Origin of the sequence: Methylophaga pinxianii, from assembly GCF_020447225.1 — a bacterium.
Lineage (GTDB): Bacteria > Pseudomonadota > Gammaproteobacteria > Nitrosococcales > Methylophagaceae > Methylophaga > Methylophaga pinxianii.
The window spans coordinates 1-14,801 of the sequence record NZ_JAJAEO010000175.1 but is presented as its reverse complement, the minus strand read 5'-3'; the positions used below and the strand labels follow the sequence as shown (position 1 = coordinate 14,801).

15 protein-coding genes are annotated in these 14,801 nt (G+C 47.1%); all 15 read left to right on the top strand.

Annotation, left to right across the window (positions count from 1 at the left end; genetic code table 11):
* Window positions 1-77: 77 nt before the first annotated feature.
* Genes ndhC through LGT40_RS09585 form a run of 15 tightly spaced genes read left to right on the top strand, consistent with a single transcriptional unit; the run spans window position 78 to window position 14,709 of the window.
* Window positions 78-434, top strand: a complete 357-nt coding sequence (gene ndhC / locus LGT40_RS09655) for an NADH-quinone oxidoreductase subunit A (protein ID WP_041354701.1) — start codon at window positions 78-80, stop codon at window positions 432-434.
* Window positions 425-913 carry a NuoB/complex I 20 kDa subunit family protein gene (locus tag LGT40_RS09650; protein ID WP_226075479.1) on the top strand — a complete coding sequence of 163 codons (489 nt, stop codon included), beginning with the start codon at window positions 425-427 and terminating at the stop codon, window positions 911-913. The genes ndhC and LGT40_RS09650 overlap by 10 nt, the downstream gene beginning before the upstream one ends.
* Before the next feature lie 9 nt (window positions 914-922).
* On the top strand, window positions 923-1,591 hold the full coding sequence (locus LGT40_RS09645) for an NADH-quinone oxidoreductase subunit C (protein WP_226075481.1): 669 nt from the start codon (window positions 923-925) through the stop codon (window positions 1,589-1,591).
* Window positions 1,591-2,844, top strand: coding sequence for an NADH-quinone oxidoreductase subunit D (locus LGT40_RS09640; protein WP_226075482.1), 1,254 nt, complete (start codon window positions 1,591-1,593; stop codon window positions 2,842-2,844). The genes LGT40_RS09645 and LGT40_RS09640 overlap by 1 nt, the downstream gene beginning before the upstream one ends.
* Window positions 2,841-3,353, top strand: coding sequence for an NADH-quinone oxidoreductase subunit NuoE (gene nuoE, locus LGT40_RS09635; protein WP_226075484.1), 513 nt, complete (start codon window positions 2,841-2,843; stop codon window positions 3,351-3,353). The genes LGT40_RS09640 and nuoE overlap by 4 nt, the downstream gene beginning before the upstream one ends.
* Window positions 3,353-4,651 carry an NADH-quinone oxidoreductase subunit NuoF gene (nuoF, locus tag LGT40_RS09630; protein ID WP_226075540.1) on the top strand — a complete coding sequence of 433 codons (1,299 nt, stop codon included), beginning with the start codon at window positions 3,353-3,355 and terminating at the stop codon, window positions 4,649-4,651. The genes nuoE and nuoF overlap by 1 nt, the downstream gene beginning before the upstream one ends.
* Entirely contained in the window at window positions 4,644-7,007 is a 2,364-nt protein-coding gene (gene nuoG, locus LGT40_RS09625) for an NADH-quinone oxidoreductase subunit NuoG (RefSeq protein WP_226075494.1), read from the top strand. Before nuoF ends, nuoG begins: the two co-directional genes overlap by 8 nt.
* Window positions 7,000-8,052: an NADH-quinone oxidoreductase subunit NuoH gene (gene nuoH, locus LGT40_RS09620; protein WP_226075497.1), complete on the top strand. Its 1,053-nt coding sequence runs from the start codon at window positions 7,000-7,002 to the stop codon at window positions 8,050-8,052. The genes nuoG and nuoH overlap by 8 nt, the downstream gene beginning before the upstream one ends.
* Window positions 8,049-8,540: an NADH-quinone oxidoreductase subunit NuoI gene (gene nuoI / locus LGT40_RS09615; protein WP_226075499.1), complete on the top strand. Its 492-nt coding sequence runs from the start codon at window positions 8,049-8,051 to the stop codon at window positions 8,538-8,540. Before nuoH ends, nuoI begins: the two co-directional genes overlap by 4 nt.
* 23 nt (window positions 8,541-8,563) lie before the next feature.
* Window positions 8,564-9,172, top strand: coding sequence for an NADH-quinone oxidoreductase subunit J (locus LGT40_RS09610; RefSeq protein WP_226075501.1), 609 nt, complete (start codon window positions 8,564-8,566; stop codon window positions 9,170-9,172).
* Window positions 9,169-9,474: an NADH-quinone oxidoreductase subunit NuoK gene (gene nuoK, locus LGT40_RS09605; RefSeq protein WP_226075503.1), complete on the top strand. Its 306-nt coding sequence runs from the start codon at window positions 9,169-9,171 to the stop codon at window positions 9,472-9,474. Before LGT40_RS09610 ends, nuoK begins: the two co-directional genes overlap by 4 nt.
* Window positions 9,475-9,478: 4 nt before the next feature.
* Window positions 9,479-11,416 carry an NADH-quinone oxidoreductase subunit L gene (gene nuoL / locus LGT40_RS09600; protein WP_226075505.1) on the top strand — a complete coding sequence of 646 codons (1,938 nt, stop codon included), beginning with the start codon at window positions 9,479-9,481 and terminating at the stop codon, window positions 11,414-11,416.
* Window positions 11,417-11,431: 15 nt separating this feature from the next.
* Complete coding sequence (locus tag LGT40_RS09595; RefSeq protein WP_226075507.1) at window positions 11,432-12,952, top strand: NADH-quinone oxidoreductase subunit M; 1,521 nt, start codon at window positions 11,432-11,434, stop codon at window positions 12,950-12,952.
* A gap of 12 nt (window positions 12,953-12,964) precedes the next feature.
* Window positions 12,965-14,398 (top strand): NADH-quinone oxidoreductase subunit NuoN, encoded by a 1,434-nt coding sequence (nuoN, locus tag LGT40_RS09590; protein ID WP_226075509.1) that lies wholly within the window; start codon window positions 12,965-12,967, stop codon window positions 14,396-14,398.
* A gap of 8 nt (window positions 14,399-14,406) precedes the next feature.
* A complete protein-coding gene (locus tag LGT40_RS09585) occupies window positions 14,407-14,709 on the top strand; it encodes a DUF2818 family protein (RefSeq protein ID WP_226075511.1) in 303 nt (100 codons plus the stop codon).
* Window positions 14,710-14,801 lie beyond the last annotated feature (92 nt).

Here is a 14,801-nt window from a genome sequence, read left to right as displayed (position 1 = left end):
TTTACTTTGATTTTTCAAAAACAATAATAATTATCAGGTGTCACAAAGACACTGGAAAGAGAGATTGGAAGGGCGACATGTTAGAGGGATATCTCCCCATTTTGTTGTTTATCATTATTGGCATCGGCTTTGGTGTTATGCCATTGATCGCGGGATTTATTATCGGGCCGCAGCGTCCTGACGCCGAAAAACGTTCCAGCTATGAATGTGGTTTTGAACCGTTTGAAGATACCCACGGCAAATTTGATGTGCGTTATTACCTGGTTGCCATTCTGTTTATCATTTTTGATCTGGAAATAGCATTTTTATTCCCATGGGCCATAGTACTTGATGAAATCGGTGTATTTGGCTTGCTGGCCATGTTTTTGTTTCTTGGTATTCTGGTGGTGGGATTCATCTATGAATGGAAAAAAGGAGCCTTGGAATGGGAATAGAAGGTGTTCTCCACGAAGGCATTGTCACCACTTCAGCAGATAAATTAATCAACTGGGCCAGAACCGGATCGTTGTGGCCGATGACCTTTGGTCTTGCCTGTTGTGCTGTCGAAATGATGCATGCCGGCGCCTCGCGTTATGATCTCGACCGTTTCGGTGTTGTATTTCGACCCAGTCCCAGGCAATCCGATGTAATGATTGTTGCCGGCACTCTGGTCAATAAAATGGCACCTGCATTGCGTAAAGTCTATGACCAGATGTCAGAGCCACGCTGGGTGATTTCAATGGGATCCTGTGCCAATGGTGGTGGTTACTACCATTATTCCTATTCAGTCGTGCGTGGCTGTGATCGAATAGTGCCAGTAGATATATACGTGCCAGGCTGTCCACCCACGGCTGAAGCTTTGCTTTACGGCATTATTCAGTTGCAGAAAAAAATTCAGCGTACCAATACCATCGCTAAAAGCACACAAGCATAAGGTTGTTGCATGGAATCGCTTAAACATAAACTGGAACAACATTTTGCCAATCAACTGGTGGAATGCGAGTTTAATCGTGGCGAAGTCACCATTTATATTGAAGCAGAGCAGATTATCCCGGTCTGTAAAGTATTACGCGATGAGTTTGCCTTTAACCAATTAATCGATTTATGTGGTGTCGATTACTCTGCTTATGGTAATAGTGGATGGGAAACCAAGCAGGCAACGGAACATGGTTTCAGTCGCGCACGTGAACCCTTTTCACAAATCGATCAGGTGGACGAAGGCTTTCGCTATGCCGTGGTTTATCATCTGTTATCAGTGCAGCATAACAATCGACTGCGTCTGAAGGTAGATTTAATCGCAGAAACTCCTGTAATTGACTCGGTGACCAGTATCTGGCACTCCGCAGAATGGTATGAACGTGAGGCCTTTGATTTATTCGGCATTCTGTTCAAAGGCCATCAGGACTTACGGCGTATTCTGACTGATTACGGTTTTGTTGGTCATCCGTTTCGTAAAGATTTTCCATTAATTGGTAATGTGGAAATGCGTTATGACCCGGATCAGAAACGGGTGATTTATGAACCTGTCAGCATTGAACCCCGCACCCTGGTACCCCGTGTGATTCGTGATGATAATCGATATCTGCAGCCGCATACCGAGGTCAAGAAATAATGGCTGAGATCAAAAACTACACATTGAATTTTGGTCCGCAACATCCTGCAGCGCATGGTGTGTTAAGGCTTATTCTGGAAATGGACGGTGAAGTGATTGTGCATGCTGATCCGCATATCGGCCTGTTACACCGCGGTACGGAAAAACTGGCAGAATCGAAACCGTATAATCAGAGCATCGGCTACATGGATCGGCTGGATTATGTGTCGATGATGTGTAACGAGCATGCCTACGTCATGGCAATTGAAAAACTGTTGGGAATTGAACCACCGATTCGGGCGCAATACATCCGGGTATTGTTTGATGAAATGACCCGGGTTCTGAATCACCTGATGTGGCTCGGTGCGCATGGCCTGGATATTGGTGCGATGACCGTATTTTTGTATTGCTTCCGTGAGCGTGAAGACCTGATGGACTGCTACGAAGCCGTTTCCGGTGCACGTTTACATGCCACCTATTACCGCCCAGGTGGGGTGTACCGTGATTTACCTGACAGCATGCCACAATATCAAAAATCCAAATGGCATTCTGAAGCTGAAGTCAAAAAATTAAATCAAAATCGTGAAGGCAGTCTGCTCGATTTTATTGAAGATTTTTGTCAGCGTTTTCCCAAATGTGTCGATGAATACGAAACTCTGCTGACTGATAACCGTATCTGGAAACAGCGAACAGTTGGAATTGGCGTCGTCTCGCCGGAACGAGCCTTACAATTGGGCTTTAGCGGTCCGATGCTGCGGGGTAGTGGGGTGGAATGGGATCTGCGACGCAAGCAGCCTTATGAAGTTTATGACCGCTTGGATTTTGATATTCCAGTTGGCAAAGAAGGCGATTGTTATGATCGTTATCTGGTACGAGTTGAAGAGATGCGCCAATCGAACAAAATCATGCAGCAATGTATCGACTGGTTACGAGCCAACCCTGGTCCGGTCATTGTTGATAACGTCAAAATCGCACCGCCCAGTCGAGCGGATATGAAAGATGACATGGAAGCCTTGATTCATCATTTCAAACTGTTTACCGAAGGTTATTGTGTGCCTGAAGGCGAAGTTTATAGCGCGGTTGAGCATCCAAAGGGTGAGTTTGGCATTTATATGGTTTCCGATGGTGCCAATAAACCGTATCGGGTCAAAATACGTGCTCCAGGGTTTCCCCATCTGGCGGCGATGAACGAAATGGCCAAAGGTCATTTGCTGGCGGATGTGGTAGCCATTATTGGCACCATGGATATCGTTTTCGGGGAGATTGACCGATGACAGCAAACTTACAACTCACCGGACATCGTGATCAGCTGTTCAATGAAACAGTGCGTCAGAAACTGGATAGCTGGATCAGTAAATATCCCCCCGGTCAGGCTCAATCAGCTGTTATTCCCGCCTTACATATTCTGCAGGACGCTCATCAAGGATGGTTGAGTGAGGGCTTGATGCGTGCATTAGCCGAATATCTGGATATTCCGGCCATCAGTGTATTTGAGGTCGCGACGTTTTATACGATGTTTGAACTCAACCCGGTGGGTCAGCATAAAATCAGCGTATGCACCAATATATCCTGTCAATTGTGTGGCTCGGAGGAAATTGCCAGTTATCTGCAGAAAAAGCTGGGTATTGGTTTTGGACAAACCACGGCTGACGGCAAATTCACATTAAAAGAAGTAGAGTGTCTGGGCGCTTGCGTAGGGGCCCCCATGCTATTGTTGGACCGTGACTATCACGAGCACCTGACGCCGGAAAAAATCGATACGTTATTGGGCGGGGTGAAATGATGCAACAAAACCAGGTTTGTTTTCGCACCATGCATCTTGATCAGCCCTGGTCAATGGAGGCTTATCGCAGTGTTGGTGGGTATGAGGTGCTGGAGAAAATCCTGCACGAAAAGACGCGCCAGGAAAGCATTATCGAGACCATTAAAAATTCAGCATTACGCGGACGCGGAGGGGCAGGGTTCCCGACCGGATTGAAATGGAGCTTTATGCCTCGTCGCATGCCTGGTGATAAATACATTGTTTGCAATTCGGATGAGGGTGAGCCCGGAACCTGTAAGGATCGGGATATTCTGCGTTATAACCCGCACCAGTTGATTGAAGGAATGATTATCGCCGGCTATACCATCGGTGCCCAACGTGGCTATAACTATATTCGTGGTGAGTTTTTTGAACCGATTGAACGGTTTGAGCAAGCATTAACCGAAGCACGCGAAGCGGGGTATTTAGGCAAAAATATTCTGGGGAGTGGATTTAATTTTGAACTCCACACGCATCCTGGTGCCGGAGCCTATATATGCGGCGAAGAAACGGCTTTACTGGAGTCTCTTGAGGGGAAAAAAGGACAACCCCGTTATAAACCGCCATTCCCGGCAGGCTATGGTCTATATGGTCGACCAACCACTATAAACAATACGGAAACGTTAGCCTCGGTGCCGGTCATATTACAGCATGGCGCCGACTGGTTTCATGAGCTGGGAACACCAAATAATGGTGGGCAGAAAATTTTCTGTATGACCGGCCATGTGAATAAACCCGGAAATTATGAAGTGCCGCTTGGAATGCCATTTGCTGAATTACTGGAACTTGCTGGTGGCGTGCGTCATGGTCATAAACTTAAAGCTGTCATTCCGGGAGGAAGTTCAACACCAGTGGTGCCTGCTGATGTCATGATGCAAACCGCGATGAGTTATGACGGTATTGGTAAGGCGGGTTCAATGCTGGGAGCAGGATCAGTTATCGTGATGGACGAAACTACCTGTATGGTCAAAGCACTTGAACGTATTGCCTATTTTTATTACGAAGAATCCTGTGGTCAGTGTACACCGTGTCGTGAAGGCACCGGCTGGTTATATCGGGTGATAAAACGCATTGAAAATGGTGAGGGCCGTCAGGAAGATCTGGATCGTCTGGTGGATGTAGCAAACAACATTAATGGCAATACGATCTGTGCGTTGGGAGACGCGGCTGCCGCGCCAGTCATTAGCTTTATCAAACATTTCCGCGAGGAATTTCAGTATCACATTGATCACCAACGCTGCCTGGTCGCTGAACCGGAATTGAAGTTGAACTATGGTTAATATCGAAATTGATGGCATACCACTTAAGGTGGATTCAGCCAAAATGATTATTCAGGCAGCGGATGAGGCTGGTATTGATATTCCACGTTTTTGTTATCACAAAAACCTGTCGATAGTCGCCAACTGCCGGATGTGTCTGGTCGAGGTGGATAAGGCACGTAAAGCTTTACCCGCCTGTGCCACCCCGGTAGCGGAAGGCATGAAAGTGTTTACCCAGTCTGAAATCGCTCTGGCAGCTCAGCGCGGCGTCATGGAATTTCTACTGATTAATCATCCATTGGATTGCCCGATTTGTGATCAGGGTGGTGAATGTGAGCTACAGGACTTATCGCTGGGCTATGGTAGCGGTATCAGCCGTTTTAGCGAGAAAAAACGGGTAGTGAAAGATAAAGATATCGGCCCGCTGGTGCAAACCGATATGACACGCTGTATTCATTGCACCCGCTGTGTGCGGTTTGGCCAGGAGATTGCCGGGATAAAGGAACTGGGTGCTACTGGGCGCGGTGAACATATGGAAATCGGTACCTATGTTGAACATAGTCTGGCATCTGAATTGTCAGGCAATATCATTGATATATGTCCGGTAGGTGCGCTGACCTCCAAACCGTTTCGCTATAAAGCACGGGCCTGGGAAATGACTTCCCATCCTTCCATCGCCATGCATGATGCTGTAGGTTCCAGCGTTGAGATTCATACCCGGCAAAATGAAGTGATGCGGGTTGTGGCCAGAGACAATGAGTCGGTCAACCAAAGCTGGATTTCGGATCGAGATCGCTTCAGCTACCTCGGACTAAAACATCCACAACGTTTGCTGCAACCTATGATCAAACAAAATGGTGAATGGCAGACTACCGATTGGCAAACTGCATTGGAGTTTGCTGTTGACGGGCTCAAGCATGTTAAAGCCAAAAATGGTGGAGATCAGATTGCCGGTCTGATTTCACCTACCGCTACATTGGAAGAAGCCTTTCTTTTCCAAAAATGGCTACGAAATTTTGGCAGCCAGAATATTGATCATCGCCTACGCCAACAGGATTTCAGTGATGAAGGGCATGAGCAGTTCAGTCCTATTGCTCTGGCAGAGGTTGAAGATTGTGATGCGATTGTATTGCTGGGGTGTAATGTTCGCAGTGAAGCGCCTTTGTTGGCCCACCGGATTCGTCAATCTGCCTGTTCTGGTGGGTTGATCAGCGATATTAATTTTTTTAAAACCGATTTGTTGATGCCAGTCGAACGGCAGGTAGTCGTCAATTCCACCCAGTTGTTGTCCTTATTAAGCGGAATCGCCAAAGCCTTGTTACATCTTGATAGTGAGGCAGCAAAAGCGTGGCAACATCTGATGCGGGAAAAAGCGGCATCGGCAACCGAACAGAATATTGCGATGCAACTGACGAATGCCAATCAGTCATTAATCGTTGTTGGTGCATTAGCGAATCACCATCCTCAGGCAGCCGTGATTCGTGCCCTCGCTGCTCTTATCAGTCAATTGACTGGCGCCCGATTGCTGATCCTGCCTGAGGCCAACAGCCAGGCTTTGCATTTGGCAAGTGCTCTGCCGCATGCCGTAACAGGAAAAGATCAAAAACCGGGATTGAACGCCTGCGAAATTTGGCAAAAACAACTTCGTGCTTACGTATTATTCAATGTAGAACCAGAGTTTGATTGTGCTGATCCAGCAGCAGCAAAGTTAGCGCTGCAAAGAGCGGGTTTTGTAGTGGCTATCAACAGTTTTGAATGTGACAGTCTGCGGGATTATGCCGATGTGCTATTGCCATTGGCGGCATTCGCTGAAACATCAGGTACTTTTGTGGGACTGGACCATCAATGGCAATCCTTTACGGGTGCCGTTGTCCCCCCAGGAGACAGTCGTCCAGGCTGGAAAATTCTGCGGGTACTGGGCAACATTTCAAAATTTTCCGGATTTGATTATGTTTCTTCAGAAGGCGTACGTCAGGATTTACAGGATCAATTGAATCGACAAGCTTCTGCCAAAAGCTCCTTATATATTCCTAATGAAATCGCCTCAGCCAAAGGCATTCAACTGATTTCAGAAGTGCCGATTTATCGGACTGATAGTCTGGTCAGACATAGCAAATCACTGCAATTAACCCCGGAAAATCAATTTTTGGATGTTGTGCGTATCCATCCCGCGCTGGCGAAAAAGTCAGGTTTACTCCAGGGTGATTCTGTATTGATTCAACAGGGGGATTTAGCCGTATCAACGACCGTGCTCATTGATGAGCAGGTTGCCGAAGATATGGTTTATCTTTCTGCTGCTTCGCCTCTGGCAGCAAAACTGGGTTCTGCTTTTGGTCAGTTGCAATTATCGGCAATAACGGAGATGGCAAATGCTTGATTTGCTCACCCAGCACCTGCTACCAAATATTGGCAAGATTCTGTTGATTGTTGCGGTTTTGATGCTGGCGGTGGCTTATCTGACGTTGGCCGAGCGAAAAGTGATTGGTTATATCCAGATGCGTATCGGGCCCAATCGGGTTGGACCACGTGGCTTATTGCAACCGATTGCCGATGGTTTGAAGTTATTGCTCAAAGAAGTAATCGTGCCGACGCGATCCAACCTGTATCTGTTTGTATTGGCACCGGTTTTGGCAATTGGACCGGCATTAGCTGCCTGGGCCGTTATCCCGTTTGATGCTGGCATGGTGTTGGCCGATATTAATGCCGGTCTATTATATGTGTTGGCTATTACTTCGATGAGTGTTTACGGGATAGTCATCGCGGGTTGGGCCTCCAATTCACGTTATGCTTTTTTAGGTGCAATGCGTAGCGCCGCTCAGGTGGTTTCTTATGAGATTGCCATGGGCTTTGCCTTGGTCGGAGTATTGATCGCAGCAGGCAGCCTAAACCTGAGTGAGATTGTTATGGCCCAGCAAGGCGGTATTTTGTACTGGTACTGGCTACCACTATTACCGCTGTTTGTCGTGTATTTTATTTCCGGGGTTGCGGAAACCAACCGGGCACCGTTTGATATAGCCGAGGGTGAATCGGAGATTGTTGCCGGCTTCCATGTCGAATATTCGGGTATGGCGTTTGCCATATTCTTCCTTGCCGAATACGCCGATATGATTCTGATTTCGATTTTGGCGGCGACCTTGTTTATGGGCGGCTGGTTATCACCTTTTGAGGGTATACCATTGCTGGAGACCATGTTTTCCTGGGTGCCCGGACTGGTCTGGTTACTGCTGAAAACCAGCCTGTTTTTGTTTATTTATCTGTGGATCCGTGCCACTTTCCCACGTTATCGCTATGACCAGGTAATGCGTCTGGGCTGGAAGGTATTTATCCCGGTTACGCTGGTTTGGCTGGTAATTATTTCGACTATGCAGGTGTTCGATATTGGACCCTGGTTTAACAACATCGTCGAGGTGACAAATCCATGAATGAGTCAATCCGTCACTTTTTTAAAAGCTTTTTCTTATGGGAATTGGTTCAGGGATTGCGTCTGACCGGCCGGCACCTGTTTTCCCGCAAGGTTACGGTGCAATATCCTGAAGAACAGACGCCACAATCACCACGCTTCCGTGGTTTGCATGCCTTACGCCGCTACCCCAATGGGGAAGAGCGTTGTATCGGCTGCAAATTATGTGAAGCGGTTTGCCCGGCATTGGCGATTACCATTGATACCGAGCCCCGCGAAGACGGTACACGTCGGACCACCCGTTATGACATTGATTTATTTAAATGTATTTATTGTGGATTTTGTGAAGAATCCTGCCCCGTTGATTCGATAGTGGAAACCCGGGTATTCGCTTATCACTTTGAAAACCGGGGTGAAAATATCATGGATAAACAGCAGTTGCTGGCGATCGGAGATAAATATGAAGCAGAAATTGCTGCGGACCGGGAGGCTGATGCGCCTTATCGCTAGATCCTAGCCTGGGCCAGATGATTATGGAAAAAATACTGTTTTATTGTTTTGCTGGCATTTTATTGTTTGCCGCGACCATGGTGATCACGGTACGAAATCCGGTGCGTGCAGCATTGTTTCTGGTATTGGCCTTTTTTACCAGTGCCGCAATCTGGTTGATGCTGGAGGCCGAGTTCCTGGCGATCAGTCTGGTCTTGGTCTATGTTGGCGCGGTACTGGTGCTATTCCTGTTTGTGGTAATGATGTTGGACATAGATACCAGCGCACTTAAAGAAGGCTTCACCCGTTACCTGCCACTAGGTTTGCTGGTTGCCGTATTGATTGTGCTGGAACTCATTGCTGTATTGGGTGCCGCCAATTTTGGCTTGGATCAGGTGCCAGCGCCTGTAGCTTCAGATGAAAGCAATACCAAAATGCTGGGTCGGTTGTTGTATACGGTCTATGTCTATCCATTCGAGATTGCCTCGGTCATTCTTACAGTGGCTATTGTCGCAGCAATCACGCTGACCTTACGACCCCATAAACGCAAGACGCAGGATCCAGCCCAGCAGGTTAAAGTGCGTAGTAAAGACAGGGTACGTCTGATCAAAATGGCCTCTGAGAAACGCCAGGACGGGAAAGGAAAACCATGATTGCTTTATCTGACTTTCTGATTGTTGCTGCCATTTTATTCAGCCTGTCGGTCGCCGGTATATTTCTCAATCGTAAAAACATCATTATTTTGCTGATGTGTATTGAACTGATGTTGTTGGCGGTGAATCTTAACTTTATTGCCTTTTCGTATTTTGCAGGTGATGCAGCTGGCCAGGTGTTTGTCTTTTTTATATTAACCGTGGCTGCCGCTGAGGCAGCGATTGGCCTGGCCATTCTGGTGGTGTTATTCCGCAATCTCAGCACCATCAATGTCGATGCTCTCAATCGGTTAAAGGGTTGAAGGTATGACACAATCCTTATTACTGACCATTGTTTTAGCACCATTACTAGGCAGTATTATTGCCGGACTGTTTGGACAAAAAATAGGCCGAAACTGGTCTCATCGCGTAGCAATCGCCGGTGTCACTATTGCGTTTTTGTTGTCACTCTGGGTATTGAAGCTGGTGGTGATGGATGGCGCCACCTATAACCAGGCGGTATATGAATGGTTGCAGGCTGGCAGTTTGAGTATTGAAGTTGGCTTTATGGTCGACTCCTTGACTGCGGTGATGATGACCGTTGTGACTTTTGTTTCGCTAATGGTGCATATCTATACCATTGGTTATATGCATGACGATGATGGTTACAGCCGTTTTTTCAGTTATATCTCGCTGTTTACCTTCTCAATGCTGATGCTGGTGATGGCCAATAACTTTATGCAGCTGTTTTTTGGCTGGGAAGCAGTCGGCGTGGTGTCTTATCTGCTCATCGGCTTCTGGTATAAAAAGCCCACAGCTATTTATGCCAATCTCAAGGCTTTTCTGGTCAATCGGGTGGGTGATTTTGGCTTTCTGTTGGGAATTGCTGCTGTATTGATGTATTCCGGCAGTCTGGATTATCTGGAAGTATTTAATCAGGCGCCAGTGATGGCGGGGCAGACCATCTCAATATTTGATAACTATGCCTGGTCGTTAATGACGGTGATTGGCATCCTGCTGTTCATCGGTGCCATGGGGAAATCGGCTCAGGTCCCCTTACATGTCTGGTTACCGGATTCGATGGAAGGCCCAACACCGATATCGGCATTAATCCATGCCGCAACGATGGTCACGGCAGGTATTTTTATGGTGGCGAGAATGTCACCTTTATATGAATATTCCGAAACGGCACTGTCATTTATTTTGGTGATTGGGGCAATTACCGCTTTGTTTATGGGCTTTTTGGGCTTGATTCAGAACGATATCAAACGGGTAATCGCGTATTCGACACTATCACAGCTTGGCTATATGACAGTGGCACTCGGCGTATCAGCTTATTCCGCGGCAATTTTCCACTTATTTACCCATGCTTTCTTTAAGGCCCTATTGTTTCTGGCTGCTGGCTCAGTGATTTTAGCTCTGCATCATCAGCAGGATATTCGGCAGATGGGCGGGCTGAAAAAATACCTGCCCATTACGTATTGGACCAGTCTGATCGGCACCCTGGCATTAATTGGTTTTCCAGGGTTGGCGGGCTTTTTCTCCAAAGATGCCATTATCATGGCCGTGCATGAATCCTCCATAGCCGGTAGCGAATTCGCTTTATGGGCAGTGATGATAGGGGTATTTGTCACCAGTCTGTACAGCTTCCGGCTTTTGTTTCTGGTGTTCCACGGCAAGGAACGCTTTGATGCCCATGACCATCCGCCTCATGAATCCCCCGGTGTGGTTACCTGGCCATTGATTCTGCTGGCGATTCCTTCGGTACTGGCGGGCTATTTGATTGGTACTTTGGTGTATGACAATTTCTTCAGCGATGCGATAACCGTAATGCCACAGCATGATGTGCTGGCGGCAGCAAAATATCATGGTTTGACTGGATTTATCTCTCATGGGTTGACGACTGCACCGTTCTGGCTGGCAATGGCCGGTTTGGTGACAGCCTGGTTTCTCTATCTCAAACGTCCGGATCTACCCGCCAAAATTCAGCATCGACTGATGTGGCTATGGCAAATTTTGGAAAATAAATACGGCTTTGATGCATTTAACGACAGAGTTTTTGCCGGTGGTTCACGAGGTCTGGGTTGGCTGTTCTCTCGCGTAGGTGACCGAATGTTAATTGATGGTTTAGTGGTTAACGGTACAGCACGGACAGTGGGCTTAATCTCGAGAGTCGGACGCAAACTGCAGAGCGGTTATTTGTACCATTACGCCTTTGTAATGATTATCGGGGTGTGGCTGTTGCTCACCTGGTTTGTAGTTTAGGAGCAAACTGATTAGATGATGGACTTCCCGCTGCTCAGTGTATTGATTTTGCTGCCAATTATCGGCGGCGGCTTGCTGTTGTTGTGTAAACAGAATCATGTTTTGGCCCGTCAACTGTCTCTGGTTATCAGTGTAACGACCATGCTGCTGTCGTTTTTGCTGTATTCCGGCTTTGATGCCAGCAGCCATCAAATGCAGTTTGTTGAACGCTTGTCATGGATTGCCACATTTAATATCGAGTATTACCTTGGCATTGATGGCTTTTCGATGCCGTTGATGATCCTGACCACGATTTCCACGGTATTGGTGGTGATTGCGGGCTGGCAGGTGATTCAGGATCGAGCGGCTCAATATCTGGCAGCCTTCCTGATCATGGAAGGATTGATGCTGGGCGTATTTGCCGCGCTGGATGCCATTCTGTTTTATCTGTTTTTTGAAGCAATGCTGATTCCACTGTTTCTGGTAATTGGTATCTGGGGTGGGCCGAATCGGGTCTATGCCACCATCAAGTTTTTCCTCTATACCTTTTTCGGATCCGTATTTTTGCTGATTGCACTGCTGTATCTGCAATTTCAGGCTGGCAGCTTTTCCATTCTGGACTTCCACAATGTGAGCTTGAGCTTGACGCAACAGATATGGATTTTCCTCGCTTTTTTAATTGCTTTTGCGGTAAAAATTCCGATGTGGCCAGTTCATACCTGGTTGCCTGATGCCCACGTTGAAGCGCCTACAGGTGGCTCGGTGATTCTCGCGGCGATCACGCTGAAAATCGGTGGCTACGGTCTGCTACGTTTTGCGCTGCCGATTACTCCAGATGCCAGTATGACGTTGGACTGGCTGGTGATTACGCTGTCGTTGATTGCCATTGTCTATATTGGTTTTGTTGCCTTGGCGCAATCTGACCTGAAAAAACTGATTGCCTATTCAAGTATTGCCCATATGGGCTTTGTGACGCTGGGACTGTTTATTGTCTTTCGTATTATTGCCAATGATGCAATTAGTCTTGGTATCGGCAATGGTGAGGTATTGGCGATAGAAGGGGCGATGGTACAAATGATTTCGCATGGCTTTATTGCCGCGGCGATGTTTCTCAGTGTCGGCGTTTTATATGACAGGATGCATACCCGTGAAATCAGCGCTTATGGTGGTGTTGCCAACGCGATGCCGAAATTTACCGCACTGGCCGTATTCTTTGCGATGGCGAATGCAGGTTTACCCGGTACATCGGGTTTTGTAGGCGAGTTTATGGTGATCCTGGCAGCATTTCAGGCCAGTTTCTGGTATGCCTTTTTGGCCGCAACAACCCTGATTCTGGGAGCTGCCTATACCTTGTGGATGGTGAAAAGAGTCTTTTTTGGCGAGATCGCCAATGATGAAGTTGCCAAGTTACAGGATATTAATTCACGCGAGATGCTGCTACTGGGTAGCCTGGCGGCTATTGTGTTGCTGATAGGGCTTTGGCCCGATCCGTTACTGAACGTGATGCATGCTTCAGTGGAACACCTGCTGCTGCAAATCACTCAATCAAAGCTTTAAAGGAAACACCGGATGGCGTTTGAGGTTCCTAATATGCTGTTTGCTTTGCCAGAAATGCTCATGCTGGCGCTGTGCTGCATGGTGTTATTGGTCGTAGCTTTCACCGGTAATCGTCAAATCAATCTGGTGCATGCGTTAAGCCAGCTCAGTCTGCTGCTGACCTTTTTGACTGTATTCTGGATGATGGGTGAGGGGGGATTGACCTTCTCTGAGACCTATATCAAAGATCCGTTGAGTGATGTGCTCAAGCTGGCAATATGTCTGGTGAACATGCTGGTATTGAGCTACTCGTATAGCTATCTGCAAGCACGGAAATTATTGCAAGGTGAATTTTATGTGCTGGCCTTGTTTGCAACATTAGGCATGCTGGTCATGGTATCAGCACATCATTTCTTGACCTTGTATTTAGGACTGGAACTGATGTCACTCTGCTTGTACGCCATGGTCGCGATGCAGCGTGATTCTTTTGCCGCAACCGAAGCCGGCATGAAATATTTTATTCTGGGTGCATTGGCATCCGGTATGTTGTTGTATGGCATGTCGATTATCTACGGTGTGACCGGAGAGCTGGGTATTCAGGCGATTGCCGCAGCCATAGCTAATGAAGAACTGAATCAGACAGTGCTCAGTCTGGGTATTGTATTTCTGGTGATTGGTCTTGGTTTTAAGTTCGGTGCGGTACCGTTTCATATGTGGTTGCCGGATGTCTATCAAGGAGCGCCAACAGCCATTACTTTGTTTGTCGCCAGTGCGCCCAAAATTGCTGCATTTGCCATGTTGATCCGTATTCTGACGGAGGGCATGGGCGATATGCTCGGTGTGTGGAGGGATATGCTGATTATGCTGGCGATATTGTCGATTATGCTGGGCAATATCTTGGCAATTGCCCAAACGAACCTCAAACGTATGTTGGCCTATTCCACCATTTCCCATGTGGGCTTCTTGTTATTAGGTGTTTTAGCGGGTTCACAGAACGGCTATGCCGCTGCTTTATTTTATACATTGGTTTACGCGCTGATGACGCTGGGCGGTTTCGGTATGATTCTGCTGCTTAGCCGCGAAGGCTTTGAAGCTGAAGAAATCGAAGATTTTAAAGGTTTGGGGCAACGTCATCCGTGGCATGCACTGATGATGTTGCTGCTGATGTTTTCGATGGCAGGTATTCCGCCGCTGGCAGGATTTTATGCAAAATTAGCCGTGATTAAATCAGTCGTCGATGTTAACTTACTCGCCATTGCAATCGTTGCTGTAGTCATGTCCGTCATTGGGGCTTATTATTATTTACGGGTAGTCAAAGTGATGTTTTTTGATACAGCGAGCGAACGTCCCCAAATTGCAGCCACAACGTCCATGCAATATCTTTTAAGTGGTAATGTATTAGCAGTATTGCTGCTTGGATTGTTTCCAGGCGGGCTGTTTGCGCTTTGCGCCAGAATTTTTAGTTAGGTTTAACGATGTCGATTTGGTTACTGCTGTTGATTATGTTTGTGCTGGCGAATTTGCCTTGGGTGAATTCACGCCTGTTTCTATTGATACCCTTAAAAAACGGTAAAAATGCCTGGTTAAGACTGTTTGAGGTAATGGTGTATTATTTCATCGCCTTATTGGTATCGATTGCCTTTGAACAGCAATTTGCGGGCAATATCTATCCGCAACAGTGGGAATTCTTCGTCACGACGTTAAGCCTGTTTCTGGTGTTTGCGACACCGGGAGTGGTTTACCGGCATCAATGGTTACCTCTTAAAAACAAAGGGTAAGCGGATTAAATGGTTGATCTTACCTTTGCATGAGAGTGAGACAGACCGGCATCTCATCGGATTATCTGGTTGATGCTTCACCTACTGCTGGT